The sequence below is a fragment of the Shewanella sp. 5S214 genome (genome assembly GCF_041439795.1).
In the GTDB taxonomy this organism is placed as follows: Bacteria; Pseudomonadota; Gammaproteobacteria; order Enterobacterales; family Shewanellaceae; genus Shewanella; species Shewanella vesiculosa.
In genome coordinates this window covers 125,778-152,016 of record NZ_JBGOOV010000002.1, presented here as the reverse complement: position 1 = coordinate 152,016, position 26,239 = coordinate 125,778, and the positions used below count along the sequence as shown (strand labels likewise).

The 26,239-nt window shown below is 41.6% G+C and carries 21 protein-coding genes and 2 tRNA genes; 21 read left to right on the top strand and 2 right to left on the bottom strand.

The window, feature by feature from the left end:
* Positions 1-3 precede the first annotated feature (3 nt).
* Complete coding sequence (gene secF / locus ACED29_RS01965) at positions 4-933, top strand: protein translocase subunit SecF (protein WP_371696856.1); 930 nt, start codon at positions 4-6, stop codon at positions 931-933.
* 67 nt (positions 934-1,000) lie between these two features.
* Here the strand turns inward: secF and yhbY are convergent, their stop codons facing one another.
* The gene (yhbY, locus tag ACED29_RS01960) at positions 1,001-1,300 is read right to left on the bottom strand and encodes a ribosome assembly RNA-binding protein YhbY (protein WP_182697858.1); all 300 of its coding nucleotides are present in this window, start codon (positions 1,298-1,300) and stop codon (positions 1,001-1,003) included.
* A 90-nt stretch (positions 1,301-1,390) separates the two neighbouring features.
* Between yhbY and rlmE the strand changes: the two genes are divergently transcribed.
* The 14 genes from rlmE (at position 1,391) to rpsO (ending at position 14,542) form a co-directional block, all read left to right on the top strand.
* Complete coding sequence (gene rlmE, locus ACED29_RS01955; protein ID WP_182722047.1) at positions 1,391-2,020, top strand: 23S rRNA (uridine(2552)-2'-O)-methyltransferase RlmE; 630 nt, start codon at positions 1,391-1,393, stop codon at positions 2,018-2,020.
* A 45-nt stretch (positions 2,021-2,065) separates the two neighbouring features.
* Positions 2,066-4,039, top strand: coding sequence for an ATP-dependent zinc metalloprotease FtsH (gene ftsH / locus ACED29_RS01950; protein WP_182722046.1), 1,974 nt, complete (start codon positions 2,066-2,068; stop codon positions 4,037-4,039).
* Between the two features lie 123 nt (positions 4,040-4,162).
* The gene (gene folP / locus ACED29_RS01945; protein WP_220487603.1) at positions 4,163-4,942 is read left to right on the top strand and encodes a dihydropteroate synthase; all 780 of its coding nucleotides are present in this window, start codon (positions 4,163-4,165) and stop codon (positions 4,940-4,942) included.
* A gap of 53 nt (positions 4,943-4,995) precedes the next feature.
* Entirely contained in the window at positions 4,996-6,333 is a 1,338-nt protein-coding gene (glmM, locus tag ACED29_RS01940) for a phosphoglucosamine mutase (protein WP_182697862.1), read from the top strand.
* A 139-nt stretch (positions 6,334-6,472) separates the two neighbouring features.
* Positions 6,473-7,255, top strand: a complete 783-nt coding sequence (gene tpiA, locus ACED29_RS01935) for a triose-phosphate isomerase (RefSeq protein WP_124017639.1) — start codon at positions 6,473-6,475, stop codon at positions 7,253-7,255.
* A gap of 4 nt (positions 7,256-7,259) precedes the next feature.
* On the top strand, positions 7,260-7,595 hold the full coding sequence (gene secG / locus ACED29_RS01930) for a preprotein translocase subunit SecG (RefSeq protein ID WP_124017638.1): 336 nt from the start codon (positions 7,260-7,262) through the stop codon (positions 7,593-7,595).
* A 13-nt stretch (positions 7,596-7,608) separates the two neighbouring features.
* Positions 7,609-7,695, top strand: a tRNA-Leu gene (locus tag ACED29_RS01925).
* Between the two features lie 81 nt (positions 7,696-7,776).
* Positions 7,777-7,852, top strand: a tRNA-Met gene (locus ACED29_RS01920).
* A gap of 169 nt (positions 7,853-8,021) precedes the next feature.
* Positions 8,022-8,477, top strand: coding sequence for a ribosome maturation factor RimP (gene rimP / locus ACED29_RS01915; RefSeq protein WP_124017637.1), 456 nt, complete (start codon positions 8,022-8,024; stop codon positions 8,475-8,477).
* A gap of 31 nt (positions 8,478-8,508) precedes the next feature.
* Positions 8,509-10,008 carry a transcription termination factor NusA gene (nusA, locus tag ACED29_RS01910; protein WP_124017636.1) on the top strand — a complete coding sequence of 500 codons (1,500 nt, stop codon included), beginning with the start codon at positions 8,509-8,511 and terminating at the stop codon, positions 10,006-10,008.
* A 25-nt stretch (positions 10,009-10,033) separates the two neighbouring features.
* The gene (gene infB / locus ACED29_RS01905; protein WP_124017635.1) at positions 10,034-12,679 is read left to right on the top strand and encodes a translation initiation factor IF-2; all 2,646 of its coding nucleotides are present in this window, start codon (positions 10,034-10,036) and stop codon (positions 12,677-12,679) included.
* 66 nt (positions 12,680-12,745) lie between these two features.
* Positions 12,746-13,177 (top strand): 30S ribosome-binding factor RbfA, encoded by a 432-nt coding sequence (gene rbfA / locus ACED29_RS01900; protein WP_124017634.1) that lies wholly within the window; start codon positions 12,746-12,748, stop codon positions 13,175-13,177.
* The gene (gene truB / locus ACED29_RS01895) at positions 13,177-14,130 is read left to right on the top strand and encodes a tRNA pseudouridine(55) synthase TruB (protein ID WP_124017633.1); all 954 of its coding nucleotides are present in this window, start codon (positions 13,177-13,179) and stop codon (positions 14,128-14,130) included. The genes rbfA and truB overlap by 1 nt, the downstream gene beginning before the upstream one ends.
* Positions 14,131-14,272: 142 nt before the next feature.
* Positions 14,273-14,542 carry a 30S ribosomal protein S15 gene (gene rpsO / locus ACED29_RS01890; protein ID WP_124017632.1) on the top strand — a complete coding sequence of 90 codons (270 nt, stop codon included), beginning with the start codon at positions 14,273-14,275 and terminating at the stop codon, positions 14,540-14,542.
* A gap of 561 nt (positions 14,543-15,103) precedes the next feature.
* On the opposite strand, the gene ACED29_RS01885 is transcribed toward rpsO, so the two are convergent.
* A complete protein-coding gene (locus tag ACED29_RS01885; RefSeq protein WP_124017631.1) occupies positions 15,104-17,140 on the bottom strand; it encodes a bifunctional diguanylate cyclase/phosphodiesterase in 2,037 nt (678 codons plus the stop codon).
* 397 nt (positions 17,141-17,537) lie between these two features.
* Between ACED29_RS01885 and pnp the strand changes: the two genes are divergently transcribed.
* The 6 genes from pnp (at position 17,538) to ACED29_RS01855 (ending at position 26,031) form a co-directional block, all read left to right on the top strand.
* Positions 17,538-19,634, top strand: a complete 2,097-nt coding sequence (gene pnp, locus ACED29_RS01880; RefSeq protein ID WP_124017630.1) for a polyribonucleotide nucleotidyltransferase — start codon at positions 17,538-17,540, stop codon at positions 19,632-19,634.
* Between the two features lie 143 nt (positions 19,635-19,777).
* On the top strand, positions 19,778-20,689 hold the full coding sequence (nlpI, locus tag ACED29_RS01875; protein WP_182697864.1) for a lipoprotein NlpI: 912 nt from the start codon (positions 19,778-19,780) through the stop codon (positions 20,687-20,689).
* Positions 20,690-20,765: 76 nt separating this feature from the next.
* The gene (gene prfC / locus ACED29_RS01870; protein ID WP_124017628.1) at positions 20,766-22,346 is read left to right on the top strand and encodes a peptide chain release factor 3; all 1,581 of its coding nucleotides are present in this window, start codon (positions 20,766-20,768) and stop codon (positions 22,344-22,346) included.
* Positions 22,347-22,634: 288 nt separating this feature from the next.
* A complete protein-coding gene (locus ACED29_RS01865) occupies positions 22,635-23,396 on the top strand; it encodes a TatD family hydrolase (protein WP_371696853.1) in 762 nt (253 codons plus the stop codon).
* 177 nt (positions 23,397-23,573) lie between these two features.
* Positions 23,574-24,836, top strand: a complete 1,263-nt coding sequence (locus ACED29_RS01860) for a NupC/NupG family nucleoside CNT transporter (protein WP_182697867.1) — start codon at positions 23,574-23,576, stop codon at positions 24,834-24,836.
* A gap of 355 nt (positions 24,837-25,191) precedes the next feature.
* Positions 25,192-26,031, top strand: a complete 840-nt coding sequence (locus ACED29_RS01855) for an outer membrane protein OmpK (protein WP_124017625.1) — start codon at positions 25,192-25,194, stop codon at positions 26,029-26,031.
* Positions 26,032-26,239 lie beyond the last annotated feature (208 nt).

Sequence of the window (26,239 nt, the reverse complement as noted above, 5' to 3'; positions counted from 1 at the left end):
ACTATGAACTCAACAAGTATAAATAACTCACTAGAAACAGGTAAACTAAAATACCTCACCAAATGGCGCTATATCTCAAGCATATTTTCTATTGTGTTGATGCTGGTGTCCCTAAGCGTAATTGGTGTAAAGGGGTTTAATTGGGGCTTAGATTTTACTGGCGGAGTTGTCACTGAAATTCAACTTGACCATCGTATTACGGCCAGTGAAATACAGCCACTAATGACCGCCGCCTACCAACAAGACGTGAGTGTTATTTCCGCCAGCGAACCGGGACGGTGGGTATTACGTTATGCCAACATACCCGACGAGCAGCTTCGTTCAGATCTCCGACAAGTCTTAGCGCCATTAAATACCGATATTACAGTGCTAAACAGCAGCATCGTTGGGCCTCAAGTAGGCCAAGAGTTAGTTGAGCAAGGCAGCATAGCTCTGCTAATCGCTATGCTATGTATTATGGGGTATTTAAGTTTTCGTTTTGAATGGCGTTTAGCTTCAGGTGCGTTATTGGCTTTAGTACATGATGTGGTGTTTGTGCTGGCTTTTTTTGCGTTAAGCCAAATGGAATTTAATTTAACTATTCTGGCAGCAATTTTAGCTATTTTGGGGTATTCACTCAATGACTCGATTATTATTGCTGATAGGATCCGCGAACAGCTAGTGGCTAAGTTACAATGGAAAACTTCAGATATTAATAATTTAGCGGTTAAAACAACTTTCTCTAGAACTATGATTACATCGGGGACCACCTTATTAACCGTGGTAGCATTGTGGATTATGGGAGGGGAGCCATTGGAAGGTTTTTCTATCGCGATGTTTATTGGTATTTTAACCGGCACTTGGTCATCAATTTCAATTGGCGCAACTTTGCCTGAGTTTTTAGGCTTAAAGGCGCAGCATTATCAAGAGGTTCCATTACCTGATCACCCCTGATTAACGATAATTCATCTCCCATAAAAAAGCCGCTGAATTCAGCGGCTTTTAATAAAAGAATGTGAAACTATTTGGCTTTAGGCAAAGCAATCTTCATTTCGACCGAATGACGGAAAATGACTAAAACATGACCGATTAGTTGCACTTTCGCAGACTGGGTTTCACGTATAATGGCGTCAACGATGGCATTTTTGAGCTCTCTGTCAGCAGAGGCTACTTTTACTTTAATCAATTCATGATGTGTAAGAGCGCTATCAATTTCAGCCAGAACACCTTCAGTTAGGCCATTGCCACCAAGCAGCACCACTGGTTTTAGACTGTGAGCCAGACCTTTTAAATGCTGTTTTTGTTTGGTTGTTAAGTTCATTTGTGCCAACTTTTGCTGAGTTACTGTTGAAAAACGGGTATTCTACCCTTATATAGAGCTTATGTAACTCTGAATCGTTGCGGAATTTAAATGACAACAAAAAAACGTACGGCGAGCTCAACTCGCTGGATGCAAGAACACTTTGATGATCACTATGTGAAACTGGCCCAAAAACGTGGCTTACGTTCACGAGCAGCATTCAAGTTAGAGGAGATACAACAAAAAGATAACTTGATAAAACAAGGTATGACAGTTGTTGATTTAGGTGCAGCACCAGGTGGTTGGTCGCAAGTTGCGGTTAAACTCGTTGGTGACAGAGGTAAAGTCATTGCTTGTGATATTTTACCTATGGACCCAATTGTTGGTGTTGATTTCCTTCAAGGTGATTTTAGAGAAAACAAAGTACTCGAAGCATTGCTTGAGCGTGTAGGTCAAGATAAAGTGGATGTGGTACTATCAGATATGGCTCCGAACATGAGTGGTTCGGGTGCTGTTGATCAACCAAGAGCTATGTATTTAGTTGAATTAGCGCTAGATATGTGTCATCAAGTGTTGACGCCTAATGGCTGTTTTGCTGTTAAAGTCTTTCAGGGGGAGGGTTTTGACGATTATATTAAAACGGTCAAGCAGGCATTCAAAGTAGTAAAAACCCGAAAACCAGACTCCTCTAGAGCGCGCTCTCGGGAAGTCTATCTAGTGGCGACTGGTTACAAGTTGTAGTAGTCTAACGTTAATAATCGCAGGACTGTTAAGAGGTCTAGTAATTTGAGTGACATGGCAAAAAATTTAATACTCTGGGTTGTCATCGCTGTTGTACTGATGTCAGTGTTTCAGGGTTATTCCCCCTCTTCTTCGAATTCGCAGAAGATGGATTATTCCGCCTTTTTGGACAATGTTCGAAATGGTCAAATTAACACGGTTGAAATAAAAAGCGACCAACGGACGATTGAAGGAACTAAACGTACCGGCGAGAAGTTCACCACAATCATGCCTATATATGACCAAGATTTAATTAATGATCTTGATCGTAAAGGCATCACCATGAAAGGCCAAGAAGCTGAAGAGTCAGGTTTCCTAACCCAAATCTTTATTTCATGGTTCCCAATGTTACTGCTAATTGGCGTATGGATATTTTTCATGCGACAAATGCAAGGCGGTGGCGGCAAGGGCGCAATGTCGTTTGGTAAAAGTAAAGCCAAACTGATGAGCGAAGACCAAATCAAAACCACTTTTGCTGACGTTGCAGGTTGTGATGAAGCAAAAGAAGAAGTCAAAGAACTTGTTGATTATTTACGAGACCCAACCAAGTTCCAAAAATTAGGCGGTCGTATTCCTACGGGCGTGCTGATGGTCGGACAACCTGGTACAGGTAAAACCTTATTAGCCAAGGCGATTGCCGGTGAATCTAAGGTGCCGTTCTTTACCATTTCGGGTTCTGACTTTGTGGAAATGTTTGTCGGTGTTGGTGCATCCCGTGTACGTGACATGTTCGAACAAGCTAAAAAATCTGCTCCTTGTATCATTTTTATTGATGAAATCGATGCCGTAGGCCGCCAACGTGGTGCCGGTGTAGGTGGTGGGCACGATGAGCGTGAGCAAACATTAAACCAGCTTTTGGTTGAAATGGACGGCTTTGAAGGTAATGAAGGCGTTATTGTTATTGCAGCAACTAACCGTCCAGACGTACTTGATTCAGCGTTATTGCGTCCAGGTCGATTTGACCGTCAAGTTGTCGTTGGCTTGCCTGATGTTCGTGGTCGTGAACAAATTCTTAAAGTACATATGCGTAAAGTACCTTTATCAGATGATGTTAAAGCCAGTGTCATTGCGCGTGGTACGCCAGGCTTCTCTGGTGCTGACTTAGCAAACCTTGTCAACGAAGCGGCGTTATTCGCTGCTCGCGGTAATCGTCGTGTTGTTGGTATGGAAGAGTTTGAGCGTGCTAAAGATAAAATCATGATGGGTGCAGAGCGCCGTTCTATGGTGATGTCTGAATCTGACAAAGAAATGACCGCTTATCATGAAGCTGGACATGCCATTATTGGTTGCTTGGTACCAGAACATGACCCAGTGCATAAAGTGACTATTATTCCGCGTGGCCGTGCATTAGGTGTGACCTTCTTTTTACCTGAAGCTGATGCCGTTAGCCAAAGCCGTCGTAAATTGGAATCACAAATTTCAGTTGCCTATGGTGGACGTTTAGCTGAAGAACTTATTTACGGAAGTGAAAAAGTGTCTACAGGGGCTTCGCAAGATATTAAGTACGCCACATCGATAGCTCGTAATATGGTTACGCAATGGGGGTTCTCTGACAAGCTAGGTCCGTTACTTTACGCAGAAGAAGAAAACGAAGTTTTCTTAGGTCGCAGTATGGGTAAAGCAAAGGCAATGTCAGGTGATACAGCAACATTGATTGACTCTGAAATTAAGATGTTTATCGATAAAAACTATCAACGTGCGCAAACGATGTTGACAGACAATATGGATATTTTACATGCGATGAAAGACGCATTGATGAAATATGAAACTATTGACTCGTTGCAAATCGATGATCTAATGAATCGCCGCGAAGTGCGCATGCCAGCTGAATGGCAAAAAGATGAATCATCAGACGACAAAGATAGTGGCAATAACACGCCTAAATCTGAAGCCGAAACGCCAGTGGATGAGGCTAAAACCGACGTTAAAGTCGATAATAAAGCCGATACCAATGACGCGGATGAATCACCCGCTAAATAAACAATTTAGCAAATAAAGAAAACCCCGAAAGGGGTTTTCTTGTTTTTAATCTTATCTAGGAAAATACCCGTGTTTCAATTAACTCATGCTAATAAAACTCTAGACTTATCAAGCCCTGTAGTGATGGGGATAGTGAATGTGACGCCTGATTCATTTTCCGATGGCGGTGAATATATTGGTTTTGAACAAGCCTGTCGTCATGTTGATAATATGGTAGAGCAAGGTGCATTAATTATTGATGTGGGTGGTGAGTCAACCCGACCTGGTGCTGCAGAAGTGACGATTGAGCAAGAACTTGCCCGAGTGATCCCTATCATCGAATACACAGCAAAAACACACAATGTATGGATTTCAATCGATACCAGCAAGCCTGAAGTGATGGAACAAGCTGTTAATGCCGGAGCTAATTTAATCAACGATGTGCGCGCGTTACAAGTACCAGGTGCTTTAGCCATGGCTGCAACGCTAGATGTGCCAATTTGCTTAATGCACATGCAAGGTGAGCCGCAAACTATGCAAGATCAACCTGAGTATGAGGATGTGATTGATGAAGTGGCGGCTTTTTTTGAATTACGTATCGCTTACTGTGAAGCGGCTGGAATTGAGCGCGAGCGTTTAATTCTCGATCCAGGTTTTGGTTTTGGCAAAACTTTAGCGCATAATTACCGTCTATTAGCGGCATTACCAAAGTTACATGAATTTCATTTGCCTTTATTGATAGGTCTGTCGCGAAAAAGCATGATCGGCGACCTGTTAGCGCGTGATATAGACCAACGCCTTGCCGGAAGCCTTGCTGGTGCATTAATTGCAGCTCAGCAAGGTGCACAAATTATTCGAGTTCATGATGTACCAGAAACAGTCGATGTGCTTAAAGTGATGTCAGAAACCATGGCTAATCTATAGTTGCATCACATAATAATGTTATCAGTAAAGTGAAAACACTTAAGTAGGGATCTGTGAAGCAAAGAAAATTTTTTGGAACCGATGGTATTCGCGGCAAAGTAGGGGCGGGTAAAATGACTCCTGAATTGGCATTGAAGCTCGGTTGGGCGGCTGGACGAGTATTGTCTCGAAATGGCACCCAAAAAGTGATTATTGGTAAGGATACTCGTATTTCAGGTTACCTGTTTGAATCAGCTTTAGAGGCAGGCTTATCAGCCGCGGGACTTAACGTTTTGCTGCTAGGCCCTATGCCAACTCCAGCAGTGGCTTATTTAACTCGTACCTTTCGCGCCGAGGCGGGTGTCGTGATTAGTGCATCACACAATCCTTATTATGATAACGGTATCAAGTTTTTCTCTACCGATGGCAGTAAACTGGATGATGCCATCGAGCTAGAAATAGAAGCAGAACTTGAAAAACCGCTAGTCTGTGTGGAGTCGCATCTACTGGGCAAGGCTCGGCGTATTGATGATGCAGCAGGGCGCTATATCGAGTACTGCAAAGGTAATTTTCCCGCTGATCAAACACTTAAAGGATTAAAAATAGTCGTCGATTGTGCTCATGGCGCCACTTACCATATCGCTCCTAATGTTTTTCGTGAATTAGGTGCAGATGTTATTGCTATTGGAGATAAACCTGACGGTCTCAATATCAATGATAAAGTCGGCGCAACAGCAATGGCCAAAATCTGTGAAACCGTTTTAGTTGAAAAAGCTGATTTAGGTATTGCATTAGATGGTGATGGCGATCGCATTATGATGGTTAATCGTCATGGCGCAGTGGTTGATGGTGATCAGATTTTATATATTTTAGCGGTAGATGCCCAAAAACGTGGTATTTTAAACGGCGGAGTTGTTGGCACCGTAATGTCTAATTTAGGTTTGGACTTAGCGCTGCAAGCACTTGATATTCCTTTTGTTCGTTCTAAGGTCGGTGACCGCTATGTCATGGAGATGCTGAAGAAGAATAAGTGGCGAATAGGCGGTGAAAACTCTGGCCATATTCTTAATCTTGATCATGGTACTACTGGTGATGGTATCATTGCAGGTATTTTAGTACTGGCGGCAATGCGACGTCAAAATGCTTCACTTGAACAATTAACTGAATCGATGAAGATGTTACCGCAAGTGTTGGTTAATGTGCGTTTTGAAGGCAGCTCTAATCCACTCGATAGCGAGGCGGTTAAGTTAGCTAAAGCGGATGTTGAACAACAATTGGGTGCTCGTGGACGTGTCTTATTACGTAAGTCGGGTACTGAACCGTTAATTAGAGTCATGGTCGAGGGAGATGATCATCCCCAAGTGCTTGCGCATGCAAATCGTATTGCTGACGCGGTAAAGGCAGCATGTTAATTATTTGAATATTAAGATAAGCCGTTGCTCGCTCAAAAAGTAGACGCTTCGACAGTTTATATGAAATATTCCCCTTTTAGCTCTTGTAACTTGATAAGTGGTTCGCTATTATTCACGCCGCTTTCAGAGGAGACAGTGAATGGCACTCAGACGTCCTATGGTCGCTGGTAACTGGAAAATGAATGGTAATTCGGCATTGGCCCAAGAGCTTTTCAAGAAGTTTGCTACCAAGCTCCAAAATGATTCCGCTGAAGTGGTTTTATGCCCGCCTTCAATTTATCTTGAAAGTGTTCGGCAGCTGCTTGAAGCCAATAAGCAAACCTTAGATGGTGCGCTTGTTAGAATGGGTGCACAAAATCTGAGTCAACATGATTTTGGTGCATACACAGGCGAAATATCCGGGCAGATGCTAAAAGATTCTGGATGTCGGTATGTGATTATCGGCCATTCCGAACGTCGCCGTATGTACGGAGAGACGAGTAATATTGTGGCAGAGAAGTTTGCTGCTGCTCAGAAACACGGTCTGACACCGATTTTGTGTGTAGGTGAATCAGGACCAGCTCGTGAAGCAAGACGTACCTTTGAGGTGATTGCTGAAGAGCTTGATATAGTAATTGAAAAAAACGGTACCATGGCTTTTGATAACGCAATTATCGCTTACGAACCTTTATGGGCAGTAGGGACAGGTAAAAGTGCTACACCAGAGCAGGCACAAGAAGTACATGCGTTTATTCGCAGTCGCCTCTCGGAAGTTTCTCCCTTTATTGGTGAGAATATCAGAATTCTTTACGGTGGTAGCGTCACCCCAAGCAATGCGGCAGATATATTTGCCCAGCCTGATGTTGATGGTGGTCTGATTGGCGGTGCAAGTTTGAACTCAAGTGAGTTTTTAAGTTTATGTACCATAGCAATGAGCGCGTAATTATATGTACGAAGTTCTTATAGTTGTATACTTGGTGGTAGCGTTAGGTCTTATCGGCTTAATATTAATCCAACAAGGAAAGGGTGCCGATATGGGCGCATCTTTCGGAGCCGGTGCTTCAGGCACATTATTTGGCTCAAGTGGTTCAGGTAATTTCCTGACTCGCAGTACTGCAGTATTAGCCATTGGCTTTTTTGCATTGAGTTTAGTGATTGGTAATTTAAGTGCTAATCACACAGAGCAAAATGATCAGTGGAAAGATTTAGGTCCAGCAGCAGAGCAAATCATTGATGAAGCTCCGGTGCAAACCGAAAAGTCAGAAACGAAAATTCCTGACTAGTAAACCAGGTAACGCCGAGGTGGTGGAATTGGTAGACGCGCAGCCTTGAGGTGGCTGTGTCTTAACGGACGTGCGGGTTCAAGTCCCGCTCTCGGCACCAAATTTAACTAACAAATGATAGATAGCGTTTGATTAGTTATTGCAAGATATAGTGTAAATCAATATACTTGCATACAGTTGACGCGGGGTGGAGCAGTTGGTAGCTCGTCGGGCTCATAACCCGAAGGTCGTCGGTTCAAGTCCGGCCCCCGCAACCAGCTCCTTGTAATTTAATTTCGTTAGAAAATAAATTACAATTTACAGGTTTTATAATAAAATAACCTCGTGATTACGGGGTTTTTTGTTATATGAACTTTTAAATATCCGTATTTTATGCGGGTTGCAATGGGGCTATTAGCCCTTTTTTTGTTTTTTTGGGGGTCATTTTTGGCAACAATAGAATCCAAGCTTGTTGAAATGTTAACAGTACCTGTTGAAGCATTAGGCTTTAAACTATGGGGCATTGAATATATTCAAGCTGGTCGTCATTCAATTTTACGTGTTTTTATTGATCACGAGAATGGCATCAATATTGAAGATTGTGCAGCAGCCAGTCGTCAAGTTAGCGCAGTTATGGATGTTGAAGACCCTATTTCTACAGAATACACATTAGAAGTATCTTCACCTGGCGTAGATAGACCGTTATTTACCGCCGAGCAATATGCTGCCTATAAAGGTGAGGATGCAAAAATACAACTGACTATGCCTGTTGCGGGTAGTCGTAATTTAAAAGGCGTCATCAATAGTGTTGATGGGCAAATGCTCACCATAACCGTTGATGGTAAAGACTTGATTGTTGCTTTGGATAATATCCGTAAAGGCAGCATTATCGCTAAGTTTTGATAGTTTCAGGTGAAGGACGAGGCAAGACCAAATGAATAAAGAGATCCTGCTAGTCGCAGAAGCGGTTTCCAATGAGAAAGGCCTTCCGCGCGAAAAGATTTTCGAAGCGCTAGAAATTGCACTGGCTACCGCAACAAAGAAAAAATACGAAGGCGATATTGAAGTTCGCGTTGCGATTGATCGTAAAACCGGTCATTACGATACTTTCCGTCGTTGGATGGTTGTTGACGATCATGGCGAGGCTTTGGAAAACCCATATAGCGAAATTACCTTCGAAGCCGCTCGTTATGAAGAGCCAGAGATTCAAGTAGGTGAGTATATCGAAGATCAAATCGACTCTGTCGCGTTTGACCGTATTACTACACAAACTGCTAAACAAGTTATCGTGCAAAAAGTACGTGAAGCTGAACGTGCACAAATTGTTGAACAATTTATTGAACGTGAAGGTGAGATTGTTACTGGTGTTGTTAAGAAAAGCACCCGTGAAAGCGTGGTTGTTGATTTAGGTAATAATGCTGATGGCGTATTATTTAAAGAAGATTTAATCAGCCGTGAATCTTTCCGTCCTGGTGACCGTGTGCGTGCATTATTGTACTCAGTTCGTCCAGAAGCTCGCGGTGCGCAGTTATTTTTAACACGCAGCAAGCCAGAAATGCTGATTGAGCTATTTCGGGTTGAAGTGCCAGAAATTTACGACGAATTGATTGAAGTGATGGGTGCTGCTCGTGATCCAGGTGCTCGTGCTAAAATAGCCGTTAAATCAAATGACCGTCGTATCGATCCAATTGGTGCTTGTGTTGGTATGCGTGGTGCTCGAGTGCAAGCCGTATCAAACGAGTTAGGCGGCGAGCGTGTTGATATCGTGTTGTGGGATGATAATCCAGCGCAATATGTGATCAATGCCATGGCGCCAGCTGATGTTGCCTCTATCATTGTCGACGAAGACAATCATTCGATGGATATTGCTGTTGAAGCAGACAGTTTGGCACAGGCTATTGGTCGTAACGGCCAGAACGTACGTTTAGCGACTCAACTGACTGGTTGGGAACTGAACGTAATGACAGTTGAAGACATGAACAAAAAACACCAAGCCGAAAGCGCTAAGGTGATTGATTTGTTTGTGGCTTATCTAGATGTAGATCAAGATTTTGCAGCCGTATTGGCTGATGAGGGATTCACTTCGTTAGAAGAGATCGCTTATGTTCCAGAATCTGAGCTATTAGCAATAGAAGGTTTCGACGAAGGAATCGTTGAAGCATTACGTGAACGTGCAAAGGCCGCTATCTCTACAAGAGCATTAGCGTCTGAAGAAGCGTTAGATGGTGCAGAGCCAAGTGATGATTTATTAGCATTGGAAGGATTAGAAAGACATTTAGCTTATGTTCTAGCGAGCAAAGGCGTAGTGACTTTAGAAGACTTGGCCGAGCAAGGTATTGACGATTTAATTGATATTGAAGAATTAACAGAAGAAAAAGCAGGTGAGCTCATCATGGCTGCCCGCAATATCTGTTGGTTTGGCGAAGAAGCATAAGTCGATCAACAGGGGGATTTAATTGATGGCAGATACAAGTGTAGAAAAATTAGCAGCGGAAGTGGGAAAATCAGTTGATCGATTAATCGAACAATTCTCAGATGCTGGTATAAGCAAAAAACAACTCGATACTGTTTCAGAAAAAGAGAAGCAACAGCTTCTTGATTTTCTAAAAAAACAGCATGGTGCAGATTCAGTACCGACTAAAATGACATTGCAACGTAAAACCGTGTCTACGTTAAGTGTTGCAAGCACTGGCGGTCAGTCGAAAGACGTTAAAGTAGAAGTACGTAAGAAACGTACTTTTGTTAAGCGTGATGATGCAGAATTAGCCAAACAAGCTGAATTAGAAGCTCAAGCAAAAGCCAAAGCAGATGCTGAAGCTCAAGTAAGAGTGGAAGCTGAAGCAAAAGCAGCGGCAGAAGCGAAAGCTAATGCTGAAGCAAAGAAAAAAGCGGAAGCAGAAGCCAAATTGAAATCAGAAAAAGTAAAGTCTGAACCTAAAGTAACTAAAGTTGCTGACCCAGAAACTGCAGCAGCAAAAGCTGAAGCCGAGCGTTTAAAAGCGACTCAAGAAGCTGTGTTAACTCAGAAGCAAAAAGATGAAGCCGCCAAAGCAGCTGAAACAGCACGTCTACTTGCTGAAGTAAACTCAAAGCGTTGGGCTGAAGAAGAACGTCAACGTTTAGATGCAGAAAAGAACGGTGATCATCATATCACCACATCCAAAGTTGCTCGTGCAGCTGAAGACAGTTCTGATGCCGATGATGAAAAACGTGGTCGTCGTGCTCGCAACAAAAATGCCAACAAAAAACGTGGCGGAAAAGATGCGCGTGACGGTCGTGAAAAACACATGCGTAACCGCAGCACAGCACCAGAATCTATGGCGCACGGTTTTAATAAACCCGCTGCAGCAGTGAGTCGTGATGTACGTATCGGTGAAACCGTAACTGTATCTGAATTAGCGCATTTAATGGCAATCAAAGCCACTGTTATCATCAAGCAAATGATGAAAATGGGCTCTATGGTGACGATTAACCAAGTACTTGACCAAGAAACCGCTCAAATGGTTGCTGAAGAGTTAGGTCATAAGGTTGTGCTGATTCGTGAAAACGAACTTGAGCATCAAGTACTAAAAGATCGCGATGACAACATCCAACTAGAGTCTCGTGCTCCTGTTGTGACTATCATGGGTCACGTTGACCATGGTAAGACGTCATTACTTGATTATATCCGTCGTGCGAAAGTTGCTGCTGGCGAAGCCGGTGGTATTACTCAGCATATTGGTGCATACCACGTTGAAACTGAAAACGGCATGATCACTTTCCTTGATACTCCTGGTCACGCGGCGTTTACGTCAATGCGTGCTCGTGGTGCTAAGGCGACTGATATTGTTATTTTGGTTGTTGCTGCCGATGATGGCGTAATGCCACAAACGATTGAAGCGATTCAACACGCTAAAGCGGGTAACGTACCGTTAATCGTAGCTGTTAACAAAATGGATAAGCCAGATGCTGATCCAGAGCGTGTTAAGAGTGAGCTGTCTCAACATGGCATCATGTCAGATGATTGGGGCGGAGATAACATGTTCGTTCACGTATCAGCCAAAACTGGTATGGGCGTTGACGAATTGTTAGAAGGTATCTTACTTCAATCTGAAGTATTAGAACTTAAAGCAGTACGTGATGGTATGGCTGCAGGTGTTGTTATTGAATCACAACTTGATAAAGGTCGTGGCCCTGTGGCAACTATCTTGGTTCAAGAAGGTACGTTACGCCAAGGTGATATCGTTTTATGTGGTTTAGAGTACGGTAAAATCCGTGCGATGAAAGACGAAAATGGTCATTCAATTACTGAAGCGGGTCCTTCTATTCCGGTTGAGATCTTAGGTCTTTCTGGTGTGCCTTCTGCGGGTGATGAAGCCACTGTTGTACGTGATGAACGTAAAGCTCGTGAAGTCGCTTTATATCGTCAAGGTAAATTCCGTGATGTTAAGTTAGCGCGTCAGCAGAAGTCTAAACTAGAAAACATGTTTGCCAACATGGAAGAAGGCGAAGTACAAGAGCTTAACATCGTACTTAAAGCTGATGTTCAAGGTTCTCTTGAAGCGATTTGCGAATCTTTAGCTAAACTGTCAACAGCTGAAGTTAAAGTGAACATTATTGCTCGCGGTGTTGGTGCATTAACCGAAACCGACGCAACATTAGCCGCTGCTTCAAATGCGATTCTTGTTGGTTTCAACGTCCGTGCTGATGCACAGGCTCGCAAAACCATAGATTCAGAAAGTGTCGATTTACGTTATTACAGCATCATCTACAATCTAATTGATGAAGTTCGTGCTGCAATGACAGGTATGTTAGCACCTGAGTTTAGACAAGAAATTATCGGCCTTGCAGAAGTTCGTGATGTATTTAAGTCTCCTAAAATCGGCGCTATTGCAGGTTGTATGGTTACCGAAGGTATCGTTAAACGTAGCGCACCAATTCGTGTATTACGTGACAACGTAGTTATCTTCGAAGGTGAACTTGAGTCTTTACGTCGCTTTAAAGATGATGCTCCTGAAGTGCGTAATGGCATGGAATGTGGTATCGGTGTTAAGAACTACAATGACGTCCGAGTGGGCGATCAAATTGAAGTGTTCGAAACAGTCGAAATTGCTCGCACCTTATAAGTACCAATGGAAGGGCGGCTTTAGCCGCCCTTTTTGATTGTAGACCTAACGATATGGCATATCATCATGGCAAAAGAATTTAGTCGTACACGTCGCATTGCGCAACAGCTCCAGCAAGAACTTGCTATGGTGTTGCAACGCGATATGAAAGATCCTCGCATTGGTTTCATTACCGTAAACGATGTCGACGTTTCACGTGATTTAAGTTATGCAAAAGTGTTTGTGACCTTCTTTGAAGAAGACACTGAACTTGTTCAACAAAAAATTGATGCACTCACTGTTGCTGCACCTTATGTTCGTACTTTGGTTGCTGGGCGTATGAAATTACGCGTTATGCCTGAATTACGCTTTATTTATGATAGCTCACTGGTAGAAGGCATGCGCATGTCTAACCTAGTAACTCAAGTCATCAATAAAGATAAAGCCAAGCAACAGCAATTTACTCCTGAAGTCTCTGATAACAGTGAGTCTGTTGACGGTGAAAAGGAGCAAGATTAATGGCTCGTCGCCCTAAAGGTCGCTTCATCGACGGAATAGTATTACTCGATAAAGATACTGGCATGAGCTCTAACTTTGCTCTGCAAAGAGTTAAGCGCTTTTTTAATGCCAATAAAGCGGGCCACACTGGTGCTTTGGATCCGCTAGCAACAGGAATGTTGCCTATTTGTCTTGGAGAAGCGACTAAGTTCTCTCAGCATTTATTAGACTCGGATAAACGTTATCTGGTGACGGCTAAATTGGGTGAGCGCACTGATACGAGTGATTCAGATGGCGAAGTCGTTCAGACGCGTCCTGTTAATTTTACTCAAGCACAACTCGATGAGAAACTGGCCTTTTTTCGTGGCACAACACAACAAGTACCATCAATGTATTCGGCATTAAAATACCAAGGCCAGCCTTTGTATAAGTATGCACGTGAAGGCATTGAAGTACCTCGTGAATCTCGACCAATCACTGTTTTTGAGCTTAATTTTATCAAGCTTGAAGGTGATGAGTTAACCCTAGATATTCATTGTTCTAAAGGGACTTACATACGGACCATTATTGATGATTTAGGTGAAATGTTGGGATGTGGTGCACATGTTATTATGCTGCGTCGTACTCAAGTTGCCGAATATCCGTATGAAAAAATGGTCACCTTAGCGCAATTAGAAGCGCTACTTGAGCAAGCTCATAGAGATGACGTTGCGCCTCAAACTCTGATGGACCCATTATTATTACCAATGGACACCGCGGTCGCTAATTTCCCTGAAATTAACTTGCCAGAGGCGATGCTATATTACGTCATGCAAGGCCAGGCTATTCAGGCTGCTGGACTTAAGCCTGATGAATTAGTGCGTATCACTATTGGTGATGAACGTCGGTTTGTTGGTATGGGCATCATGAATGATGATGGCTTATTAGCACCAAAGCGTTTGATTGTGATCCATGATAATGCTCCTGCAGAGTAATCAGTCGGAGTTGTTGTTTGCTTTTACTGATAAATAATCGAATTTATATTGCGGTTAACCATCAATCTGGTTAAAATGCTGCCCTCGCTCTGGCTGAGTTAGTGATCGGCTTGAGATACATTTACTTTTTTTGGAGATACACATGTCACTAAGTGCTGAAGCAAAAGCAAAAATTTTAGCTGATTTTGGTCGCGGCGAAAACGATACAGGTTCAACTGAAGTTCAAGTAGCTTTGTTAACTGCTCAAATTAACCACCTGCAAAGTCACTTTAAAGAGCACATCCATGATCACCACTCTCGTCGTGGTTTATTACGTATGGTTAGTGCACGCCGTAAGCTTTCTGCTTACTTAAAGCGTACTGACGTAGCACGTTACACTGCTATGATCCAGAAGTTAGGTTTACGTCGTTAATTCGACACTCGGCTTACTTTAGTAGGCTGATTAAACCATAAAAAAGGAGGTTAATAGCTTCCTTTTTTATTGCCTAAAAATGCTTGTTTTTAGCCCATCCTTTCACTGACCAGTTCCTATAATCATTTGTGGTTGTTTTTTTAGTCATACTTTGATTGATCACATCTGTATCGATATTGTCATATCTACCGAAATAGCCTTTAAGGCTGGGATAAATAATGGCCGTAGATCATGACTACATTCAACAAGAGTTAATGGGCACTTAACCGCACTTTGATCACTCCAGAGCAACTTCATCTATGTTTTGTCTTTAGGATATTTTACTCAGCTTTAAGTCTTGAAATTATTAAGAACTGAAAGAAAAAAGAATTGTGGGTTGTAATCACCTTAAACTAGGGTAACAAATACCTCGCAAGTAGCCCTTTGCCCTACTAACTTAGTTGATTTCACTTAATAAGGGAAAAGGGGGCCTTTAACAGGATTATTAGCCGCTAAATGATACTTTGCCGCTTATGGGTAAGCCGCTGACGAGATAGGTTTACTGTGGCTTATACAGAGTGTTTAAGCATGAATGACTTTAGCTGTATTACTGATAATATATTTCTCTTCAAACTCGGCTAACGGCAGTGGTTGGCTAAAGTAAAAGCCTTGACCAATCTCACATTGATTTTCTTTTAGCCATTCAAGTTGTTGAATATTTTCAATACCTTCAGCAACAATTGTCAAATCAAGTTGACGACCCAACATTAAAATAGTCGATGCGATTGCACTATCTTCAGGAAGATCACTTACAAAGGCACGATCAATCTTCATTGTTGTTATTGGCAAGTGACGTAGATAGGATAATGACGAGTATCCTGTGCCAAAGTCATCGACCGCAATGCCAAAACCGGCAGATTTAAGCTGTTCTAATTTAGTCACTGCTTGTTCAACATCATTCATCAGCGATGTTTCAGTAATTTCAATTTCCAGTAATTCAGGACGTATCTGGTATCGAATTGCCAGTTGCTTGATGTCGGGTACTAAACTGGCATCAGCGAATTGCTGCGATGCCACGTTCACCGCAATAGGGATCTCATAATTGTATTTACGTTGCCATTCTCGGATCACTTTGCAGCTTTGCTCGATAACCCAACGGCCAATTGGGATAATAATTCCGGTTTCTTCGGCCACAGGGATAAATGACATCGGGCTTATCAATTGACCGTCTTTTTGCCAACGGATAAGGGCTTCACATCCGACGACTTTGTTGGTTTTTAAATCAAATTTAGGTTGAAAATATAATAAGAATTCGTTGTTTTTCAATGCGTCGTGTAATGAGGCTTCTGTGCGAAGTCTTATTGCCGCACGTTCAGTCATTTGTTGCTTGAAAAACGACCACTGATTAGAGCCAGCCGCTTTAGCGCTGTACATGGCGATATCTGCATGACGAATTAGGTCTTCCGCAGTGATACCGTCTTCGGGATATATAGAGATGCCTATCGATGCCGCGGGATGAATTGCATGCTCATTAAGCTGGATTGGGGTATTTAATTGAGCGAGTAATTTATCAACAAAGTCTGCCGCTTGTGAAGGTGTTTGGATCTCATCGGCTAAGATAACAAATTCATCACCGCCAAGACGAGCCACGCTGCCTCTGTCACCCACCACTCGTTCTAATATACGCGCAATACGTGCCAGGAACTGATCACCTATGGCATGACCCAAGGAGTCATTAATATTTTTAAAGCGATCCAAGTCAATGAAGAGTAGAGCAAAATTTCGTTTGTGGACTCGAGAGCGTTGAATGGTGACATTCAATGTCTCTAATAATAAGGTCCTGTTTGGTAAGCCCGTCAATGGATCTCGGGTTGCCATTTTGCGCAGCTTATTTTGAGTTTGACTGAACTGCAATAATATTTGATTAAACTTACTGGTCACCAGTCCTAACTCATCATCTTTATGAGCTTTTGACATAGGTAACAGGTTTTCGTCAGGATAATCAGGATCAATTTTGTCAATTGCTTCGCTAATCCGAGCAATCGGTTGAGTGAGAAAACGATGAAACACTACGGTCAATACTAATGTGAGTAATAATGCTCGAGCTAATGTTGCGATAAGTCCAAGTTGTAATTGATTAAACAGTTTCGTGGTCAGCTTTTGGGTATCGTAAAAAATCGTTAGAGTACCAATAAGCTGTTGCTGTTTGTTTCCTTCAAAATAGAAAGGGCGATACAGTGGACGGGCGATTTCTTTTAGGTCCCCAAACAGACGATTACTTAAGGAAACATAAGCTTTTGAGGACTCTCCGGTTTCATTTACCTCAGACACAAACAATGAACCATCATCGAGCTCGATGACTGCAGAGCCAACATTATCGACTTTTATAATGCCTTCTAGGGTTTGACTAGCAAGTTTATCATCTAACGACCATACCGCGTTGGTAGTGGTTTGTTCGACGGAATTGAGCAGCTCTTGTTGTGCCGCGGTAAGCTGTTGTTTAGCGGTAACAACGACTAGTGCTATTTCGATGATAAAAATAGCAACTGCAAAAAACAAAGCAGTAAAAACTACTAAGTTAGTTTGTTTCCATGTGAGAGACTTAAAACGAGCCGTCATGTATTATTCCATGTCATATAAGTGACTTATCACGTAAAATTTGCAGTTTAACAGCCTAAAACTACAATAATTTATACTCTATATAAAATAAATCGCCAATAGGGCGAATTAATTAGTTAACTTTCACAAAAAATAATAATACTTATTACTACGACTTTAGTTAAATTCATCTCTGTTGTCATTAATAATCAAGCCAAATAGTGAACCTCATGTCATTTAATCGGCGTAAACTCGCTCATCACTGTCAAAATCGTTTGTTAATGCTGTGATCTCATCTAGGAAAATGATTATTTAAAACATTTTCTCATTCTGTATCGCGCGTCTATTTAACTATTCGGTGTAATTGAAGTATACTTGTGCGCGTAATTAAAGGTCATTAAATTAAGGAATGGGTCACGTGAATCCAATTGTAAAGAGTTTTGAGTATGGTCAACATACAGTCACCTTAGAAACAGGTGTTATTGCACGTCAAGCAGATGCTGCAGTTTTAGCAAGCATGGGCGATACCACAGTATTAGTTACTGTAGTTGGTAAAAAAGTAGCGGATTTAAGCCGTGACTTCTTCCCGCTAACTGTTAACTATCAAGAAAAAACCTATGCTGCAGGTAAAATCCCTGGTGGTTTCTTCAAGCGTGAAGGTCGTCCTTCAGAAGATGAAACTCTGATTGCACGCCTTATTGACCGTCCTATTCGTCCTTTATTCCCTAACGGTTTTAAAAACGAAGTTCAAGTTATCATCACTGTGGTGTCTGTTGACCCACAAATTGAGCCAGACATTGTTTCAATGATCGGTACCTCTGCGGCATTAGCTATTTCTGGTATTCCTTTCAGCGGTCCACTAGGTGCGGCGCGTGTTGGTTATATCAACGATGAATATGTCCTTAACCCAACGGTTGATCAGCTTGCAACAAGCTCATTAAACTTAGTCGTTGCGGGTACTAAAGCTGCTGTATTGATGGTTGAATCTGAAGCGAAAGCGCTTGCAGAAGAGATTATGCTAGGTGCGGTGACTTATGGTCATGACCAACAACAAGTCGTTGTTGATGCTATTGCTGAGTTCAAAGCAGAAGCTGGCAAGCCAACATGGGATTGGACTGCACCAGTTCAAGATCAAGTGTTAGTTGCTAAAATCAAAGAGCTTGCAGAAGCTGGCATGACAGAAGCTTATCAAATTGAAGTTAAGCAAGATCGTTATGTACAAGTTGGCATCGTTAAAGCGGCTGCCAAAGCGGCATTAGTGGCTGAAAACCCAGATGTTGATACTCGCGAAGTAGACAATCTACTTGGCAGTCTAGAGAAAAATGTTGTTCGCGGACGTATTATCAGTGGCAAGCCACGTATCGATGGTCGTGAACCAGATATGATTCGCGCATTGAGTGTTTTAGCCGGTGTACTTCCACGTACTCACGGTAGTTCATTGTTTACTCGTGGTGAAACTCAAGCTTTAGTTACCTGTACTCTAGGTACTGAACGTGATGCACAAAAGATTGATAGCATCATGGGTGAGCGTACTAATCGCTTTATGCTTCATTATAACTTCCCTCCGTATTCTGTTGGTGAAACAGGTATGGTTGGCTCACCTAAGCGTCGCGAAATTGGCCATGGTAAGTTAGCATGGCGCGGTATGAATGCCGTTATGCCTTCTGCTGAAGAATTCCCATACAGCATTCGTGTTGTATCTGAAATTACTGAATCTAACGGTTCAAGCTCAATGGCTTCTGTATGTGGTACTTCATTAGCATTAATGGATGCCGGTGTACCGATTAAATCATCTGTTGCTGGTATTGCGATGGGTCTTGTTAAAGAAGGCGACGATTTTGTTGTACTTTCTGACATCTTAGGTGATGAAGATCACTTAGGTGATATGGACTTTAAAGTAGCCGGTACTCGTGATGGTATTACTGCATTGCAGATGGATATCAAAATCGAAGGTATCACTAAAGAGATCATGGATATTGCACTGCAACAAGCTTATGGCGCACGTGTTCATATTCTAAACGTAATGGATCAAGCTATTGGTTCACATCGTGACGATATTTCTGCTCACGCTCCACGTATCACCACAATCAAGATCAACCCAGAGAAGATCCGTGATGTGATTGGTAAAGGCGGCGCAGTAATTCGTGCTCTAACTGAAGAGACTGGCACAACTATTGAACTTGATGACAATGGTACTGTGAAAATTGCCTCTTCAAATGGCGAAGCTACCAAAGAAGCGATTCGTCGTATTGAAGAAATCACTGCCGAAGTTGAAGTGGGTCGTATCTATAACGGTAAAGTTATCCGTATCGTAGATTTCGGTGCATTTGTTAACATTCTACCTGGCAAAGATGGTTTAGTGCATATTTCACAAATCAGTGATGAGCGTGTTGCTAACGTATCTGATCACCTAGAGATGAACCAAGAAGTTGCTGTTAAGGTAATGGAAGTGGATCGTCAAGGTCGCGTAAGACTGTCAATTAAAGAAGCTCAAGCAAAAGAAACTGCTGAGTAATTTTTTAAAGTTTAACGACAAAAAAGGAGACCATTTGGTCTCCTTTTTTTATCTATCGAAAAATAATCGTTAATGCGCATGGCTCTTAGATTGCCAGATTGCTATGATGTTGAATATTAATAGAACCTGATAAGGTAAAGCGGATGGAATGTAAGCTACGCACCACAATCGTTGCCGTTGTTGTTGGTGCAAGTATGATGTTGTCAGGTTGTGCTGCAACGTTAGGTTCAAATGATGATACTGCAGGGCAGATGATTGTTGCTCCTGTCATGCCAGACTATAAGTTAGAAGTGACGCTGGCAAAGCTAAATGAAATTTTGGCTACCATGGAATTAACTGACGAACAGCGTGCACGTTTTCATTATGATCGCGGCGTTATATATGACAGTGTAGGACTGCGTTTACTGGGTCGAATTGATTTCCATCAAGCATTAAAGTTGCAACCCGATTTAGCGGATGCATATAATTTCTTGGGTATTTATTATACTCAAGAAGGTGAGTTTGACAGTGCCTATGAAGCATTTGATGGGGTACTGGAACTGTCACCAAACTATGATTATGCCTTCTTAAATCGTGGCATCGCGTTATATTATGGCGAGCGTTACCAATTAGCTGTGAGTGACATGCAAGCGTTTTATGATCGAGACCCTACTGATGGTTATCGTGTACTTTGGCTCTATTTGATGGCTTCAGAGGTCGATAAAAATAACGCGTTAATCGATTTAGCGACGCAACGAAAACAATTAAATAATCAACAATGGTCAAGTGTGTTGGTTGATTTTTACTTAGGTAAAATGAGTCAAGAGCAAGTATTTTCAGCGGCGAAAGTGGGCTTGTCTCAACCAAAAGAATATGCAGAGCGTTTATGTGAAGCGTATTTTTACTTAGCTAAGCATGCTGCTGCAAATGGCCAATATCAGCAAGCTGCTAATTTTTATCGGTTAACCTTAGCGACCAACATTTATGATTTTGTTGAACATCGTTATGCCAGAATTGAATTAGCTAAAATGAAAAATATAATCCTACAGTCTTCCGAATTATCCTCGAAAAGCTAAAAAACACTTTGCCTAGCCAATTCTGCCGATAGGCGCTATAATTTGCGCCTTTTTTAGCGGCTAGTGCAAGGTTAACATGTCAGGCAATAAAGTTGAGGTCGACAAGCGTCGTACCTTCGCCATCATTTCGCACCCCGATGCGGGTAAAACCACCATCACCGAAAAAGTACTTTTATTCGGAAATGCCTTACAAAAGGCTGGCACGGTAAAAGGCAAAAAGTCTGGTCAACATGCTAAATCTGACTGGATGGAAATGGAAAAAGATCGTGGTATTTCTATTACCACCTCTGTTATGCAGTTTCCTTACGGTGGCGCACTAATCAATTTACTTGATACACCTGGTCACGAAGACTTTTCTGAAGATACTTATCGTACCCTGACTGCGGTCGACTCGTGTTTAATGGTGATTGACTCCGCTAAAGGTGTTGAAGATCGAACCATTAAATTAATGGAAGTGACCCGTTTACGCGATACGCCTATTGTGACGTTCATGAATAAATGTGACCGTGATATTCGCGATCCTATAGAGTTAATGGATGAAGTTGAAGCGATTTTAAAGATAGCTTGTGCCCCTATTACTTGGCCGATTGGCTCAGGTAAAGAGTTCAAAGGTGTATATCACATTTTACGTGATGAAGTTATTTTATACCAAAGTGGTATGGGTCATACCATTCAAGAAGAACGTATTATTAAAGGATTACACAATCCTGAGCTTGATAAAGTACTGGGCTCTTATGCGTCTGAAATTCGTGATGAAATGGAGCTGGTTGCTGGTGCTTCACATGAATTTGATCAACAAGCCTTTCTTAAAGGTGAGCTGACCCCTGTTTACTTTGGTACAGCCTTAGGTAACTTTGGTGTCGATCATATTCTAGACGGTATCGTCGAGTGGGCACCTAAGCCGTTACCGCGTGAAAGTGATGCACGCAACGTGACGCCTGATGAAGAAAAGTTCTCAGGATTTATCTTCAAAATTCAAGCCAACATGGACCCTAAACACCGTGACCGTGTTGCTTTTATGCGTGTTTGCTCGGGTCGGTATGAGCAAGGCATGAAAATGCACCATGTTCGCATTGGTAAAGATGTTAATGTCAGTGATGCATTAACCTTTATGGCAGGGGATCGTGCCCGTGCTGAAGCGGCATATCCTGGTGATATTATTGGATTACATAATCACGGCACCATGCGTATTGGTGATACCTTTACCCAAGGCGAAAAGTTTCGCTTTACTGGTGTACCTAACTTTGCTCCAGAAATGTTCCGCCGTATTCGTTTAAAAGATCCACTGAAACAAAAGCAGCTCCTCAAAGGACTAGTGCAATTATCTGAAGAAGGCGCTGTACAGGTCTTTAGACCTCTAGACTCTAACGATTTAATTGTTGGAGCAGTTGGTGTGCTGCAGTTTGAAGTGGTTGTTGGACGCTTAAAAAGTGAATACAACGTCGAAGCCATTTACGAAGGTATCAGTGTGAGTACTGCTCGCTGGGTGTATTGCAAAGATGAGCGTAAACTAGAAGAGTTTCGTCGTAAGTGTAGTCAGAATTTAGCCCTGGATGGTGGTGATAATCTTACCTATATTGCGCCTACTATGGTGAATTTAAACCTATCAATGGAACGTTATCCTGATATTGAGTTTGCCAAAACTCGAGAGCATTAATTGTTATAGTAAATGTTTCGGGTATGTTAATAAAAGGTGGCTTTGCCGCCTTTTTTATTACTATTTTTAAGTAGATATTTGACTGAGCAAAGCTGTTTTTAAGCTTTTATTGGTAACATCTTGGCAAAATTGCATCTTATGAAACGCTGAGATGACGTTGACACAGAAAAATAAATTCAGTTGTGCACCAAGGATGAGCGATCATGGGCGTGGTATGTCAGTATATGAGTCTATTGTCACTTAACATGATATCCGTAATTAATATCAGTAATAGCAGAGCGTGATCTTATGATTGATACCCATGCACATCTCGACATGGTAGAGTTTGATAATGATAGAACACAATTATTTGATGCTATGCATGAAAGTGGTATTACTTCGGTTATTTTACCGGGAGTATCAGCAGAAAAGTGGCAGCAACAAATTCATATTGCAGATAAATTTGATTGTTATTTTTCGCTTGGAATTCATCCTTGGTTTGTCCCAGACGACATTGATGCAGCGATAATGAAGCTTGATACAATGTTACAGCAATATAGCAATAATAAGCGTTTGGTGGCGATTGGAGAGTGTGGCCTAGATAAATTGCATCACTGGTCAGATAACCAATTGTTGTTACTTGAAAAACAATTATTACTGGCACAAAATTATCAATTGCCTGTCATTTTACATGCCGTGAAAGCGCATCAACAATTATTGACAATGTTAGCGCGTTTTAAATTGATAAAGGGTGGTGTGGTGCATGGTTTTTATGGCAACAGTGATATAGCCAAACGCTATGTTTCGCTCGGTTTTAAATTAGGTGTTGGTGCTTTAATACTCAATCCTAGTGCGAAAAAGCTCCGTGAAACAGTGGTTAATTTACCCTTAGAACACTTTTTATTAGAAACAGATTCACCTAGCATGCCTCCGTTTGATCAACCTAAATCACGAAATACTCCCCTTATATTGCCTCGAATTGTGTCCGAAATCGCATTTTTAAAGAAAAAAACCACTGTCTGTATATTAGAACAGTTGAATAAAAATGCTTTGCAACTGTTTGAGCTTTAATTGTTTTTTTATGAACACAACATTATTAATTGTTTTTAATGTCGTAAGGGTTTGAAATTAAAGTTTAAAAACTTGATCAAAACGACGCTTTTCGTTTCACGCTCAGTTATAATCGTCAGCGGAAATTAGGTGAGTTAACAACATTCAAAAAAACTGTTAACAAAAGGGTGATGATTAATGGATATAATAATGAGTTTAGTAGGGGTGGTCACCTTACTATTGATAGGTTTTGCACTATCAAATAATAGAAAAGCAATTAATGTTCGTACTGTTGGTGGTGCTTTAGCTATTCAAGCATTCTTCGCAGGTTTTGTTTTATATGTTCCAGTCGGTAAAGATATTCTGAAAGGTGTTTCAGATGCGGTATCAAGTGTGATTAGTTATGCACAAGCCGGTACTAGCTTCTTATTTGGTGATTTAGCTAACTTTAAAGTTGGTTTTATTTTTGCCATCAACGTATTACCTGTCATTATTTTCTTCTCTTCTCTAATTGCAGTGCTTTACTATTTAGGCATTATGCAGTGGGTTATCCGTATTATCGGTGGCGCTTTACAAAAAGCACTCGGTACTAGCCGCACTGAATCAATGTCAGCAACAGCGAACATTTTCGTTGGTCAAACTGAAGCACCATTAGTTGTGCGTCCGTTTATTGCGACAATGACACAATCTGAATTATTCGCCATCATGGTGGGCGGTCTAGCTTCTATTGCAGGTTCTGTATTAGCTGGTTACGCGCAAATGGGTGTTCCAATTGCATATTTAGTTGCTGCATCATTCATGGCAGCTCCTGGTGGTCTGTTAATGGCTAAATTGATGCACCCAGAAACAGAAGCTGCTATCAACGAAATGGACGATTTACCAGATGATCCTGATAAGCCAGCAAACGTGTTAGATGCTGCTGCTTCAGGTGCTGCATCAGGTATGCATTTAGCATTAAACGTTGGTGCTATGTTGATCGCATTCGTTGGTTTAATCGCCATGATCAACGGTATCATCGGTGGTGTAACGGGTTGGTTCGGTTTAGAGGGTATTACTCTTGAACTCATCCTTGGTTATATCTTTATGCCTTTAGCATTCTTAATCGGTGTACCTTGGAATGAAGCGCTTGTTGCTGGTTCTTTCATCGGTCAAAAGATTGTAGTTAACGAATTTGTTGCTTACTTAAATTTTGCTCCGTATCTACTTGATGCTTCAGCAGAAGGTTTCAAAGTTGTAGCAGAAACTGGTGTCATGATGTCTGACCGCACTAAAGCGATTATCTCTTTCGCCCTATGTGGTTTCGCTAACTTATCTTCAATTGCAATTTTACTTGGTGGTTTAGGTGCTATGGCTCCTTCACGTCGCCATGACCTTGCTAAATTAGGTATCCGTGCTGTTATCGCTGGTTCATTAGCTAACTTAATGAGCGCGACATTAGCCGGTTTATTCTTAGCTATCTAAGAGTAAGTCCAGGGGGAATACCCCAATAACTGGGTCTTTAGCTTAATCCATATTAGAGACCCAGTTTATAATAAAGTTGTTATTGATTTTGTGTTAATCCACCGTTTCCCAATACGAAGTTATGCCGTTTTATTGATTGCGAAAGAGGATGTATTAAATCCTTTAGTCAAAATTAAAATGTCAAATTGTGAATAGAGTGTAGACAAATAGTCGCGACATTGTTCACAAAAAAGAATTTTGTATTCGTTTTTTATCGATTAAATATTGAGATTAATATCAGTAACGGTAAAATGCGAATGATTAAAAAAGAAGTGCTATCCACGAAGATAGTTTAATAATATACATGGGGTTGATGATGAAAAATGTAAAAATGTTAGCTTTAGCCGGTGCAACAGTTGCTGCTATTTCTGGTAATGCTTTTGCTGCAGACCGCAGCGATCTTCACGGTACTGATTACAAGTGGATGCAGTTTAACGCTATGTACTCTATCGGTGAAAAGCCAGATAACCCAGCTTCAGGTGATCAACATAACTACCTAGAAATGGAGTTTGGTGGTCGTTCTGGTGTTGTAGATTTATACGGTTATGTTGATGTATTTAACTTAGCTAATGAAACGTCTGACAACGGTGACAAGAACCCAGGTTCTGGCACTAGCAAATTGTTTATGAAGTTTGCTCCACGTTTCTCTATCGATGCTATTACAGGTAAAGATTTATCTTTTGGCCCAATCCAAGAAGTATATTTCTCTACTTTGTTTAACTGGGATGGTCTTAACGGCGAAGGCGTTAACTCTACATTCTGGGGTGTTGGTGCTGACGTAAATGTACCTTGGTTAGGCAAAACTGGTATGAACCTTTACGGTTTCTACGACATGAATGCTAAAGAGTGGAACGGATATCAGTTCTCAGCTAACTGGTTCAAACCTTTCTACTTCTTTGATAACAAGAGCTTCTTGTCATTCCAAGGTTATGTTGATTATCAATTTGGTGCAGACGCAGTTGACGACATGTTCGTTCCTAAGACTTCAAGCGGTGGTAACATCTTCTTTGGTCTATACTGGCACTCAGATCGTTACGCTCTTGGTTATGGCTTAAAAGGCTTCAAAGACGTATACCTACTTGAAGATGAAGGCGGAATCGTTGGCCTAGAATCTACAGGTTGGTCACATTACCTAACAGCAACTTACAAGTTCTAAGATAGGTATAGTGCATGTTAGAGTCGCATTTGCGGCTCTAACTTTTCCACTATAAGACAGCCGCGAATTTTTATTTAAAACTATTAAGTTAACAATATTTTTATATAAAGGTTTGTACTCTACAAAGTTGTATCTTTACGCGCTAAAATGGATTTTTCGCGGAATTGTTGAAACAAATGTCTTTGTTTTTTCTTTTCCGGTCTTCAAG

Bases quoted from the DNA above. Each gene is read 5' to 3' on its own strand.
- rbfA (WP_124017634.1), top strand. From the start codon at position 12,746: ATGGCAAAAGAATTTAGTCGTACACGTCGCATTGCGCAACAGCTCCAG.
- ACED29_RS01885 (WP_124017631.1), bottom strand. From the start codon at position 17,140: ATGACGGCTCGTTTTAAGTCTCTCACATGGAAACAAACTAACTTAGTA.
- infB (WP_124017635.1), top strand. From the start codon at position 10,034: ATGGCAGATACAAGTGTAGAAAAATTAGCAGCGGAAGTGGGAAAATCA.
- secG (WP_124017638.1), top strand. From the start codon at position 7,260: ATGTACGAAGTTCTTATAGTTGTATACTTGGTGGTAGCGTTAGGTCTT.
- yhbY (WP_182697858.1), bottom strand. From the start codon at position 1,300: ATGAACTTAACAACCAAACAAAAACAGCATTTAAAAGGTCTGGCTCAC.
- ACED29_RS01860 (WP_182697867.1), top strand. From the start codon at position 23,574: ATGGATATAATAATGAGTTTAGTAGGGGTGGTCACCTTACTATTGATA.
- nlpI (WP_182697864.1), top strand. From the start codon at position 19,778: ATGGAATGTAAGCTACGCACCACAATCGTTGCCGTTGTTGTTGGTGCA.
- ACED29_RS01855 (WP_124017625.1), top strand. From the start codon at position 25,192: ATGAAAAATGTAAAAATGTTAGCTTTAGCCGGTGCAACAGTTGCTGCT.
- folP (WP_220487603.1), top strand. From the start codon at position 4,163: ATGGGGATAGTGAATGTGACGCCTGATTCATTTTCCGATGGCGGTGAA.
- truB (WP_124017633.1), top strand. From the start codon at position 13,177: ATGGCTCGTCGCCCTAAAGGTCGCTTCATCGACGGAATAGTATTACTC.
- tpiA (WP_124017639.1), top strand. From the start codon at position 6,473: ATGGCACTCAGACGTCCTATGGTCGCTGGTAACTGGAAAATGAATGGT.
- ACED29_RS01865 (WP_371696853.1), top strand. From the start codon at position 22,635: ATGATTGATACCCATGCACATCTCGACATGGTAGAGTTTGATAATGAT.
- rpsO (WP_124017632.1), top strand. From the start codon at position 14,273: ATGTCACTAAGTGCTGAAGCAAAAGCAAAAATTTTAGCTGATTTTGGT.
- nusA (WP_124017636.1), top strand. From the start codon at position 8,509: ATGAATAAAGAGATCCTGCTAGTCGCAGAAGCGGTTTCCAATGAGAAA.
- rlmE (WP_182722047.1), top strand. From the start codon at position 1,391: ATGACAACAAAAAAACGTACGGCGAGCTCAACTCGCTGGATGCAAGAA.
- prfC (WP_124017628.1), top strand. From the start codon at position 20,766: ATGTCAGGCAATAAAGTTGAGGTCGACAAGCGTCGTACCTTCGCCATC.
- secF (WP_371696856.1), top strand. From the start codon at position 4: ATGAACTCAACAAGTATAAATAACTCACTAGAAACAGGTAAACTAAAA.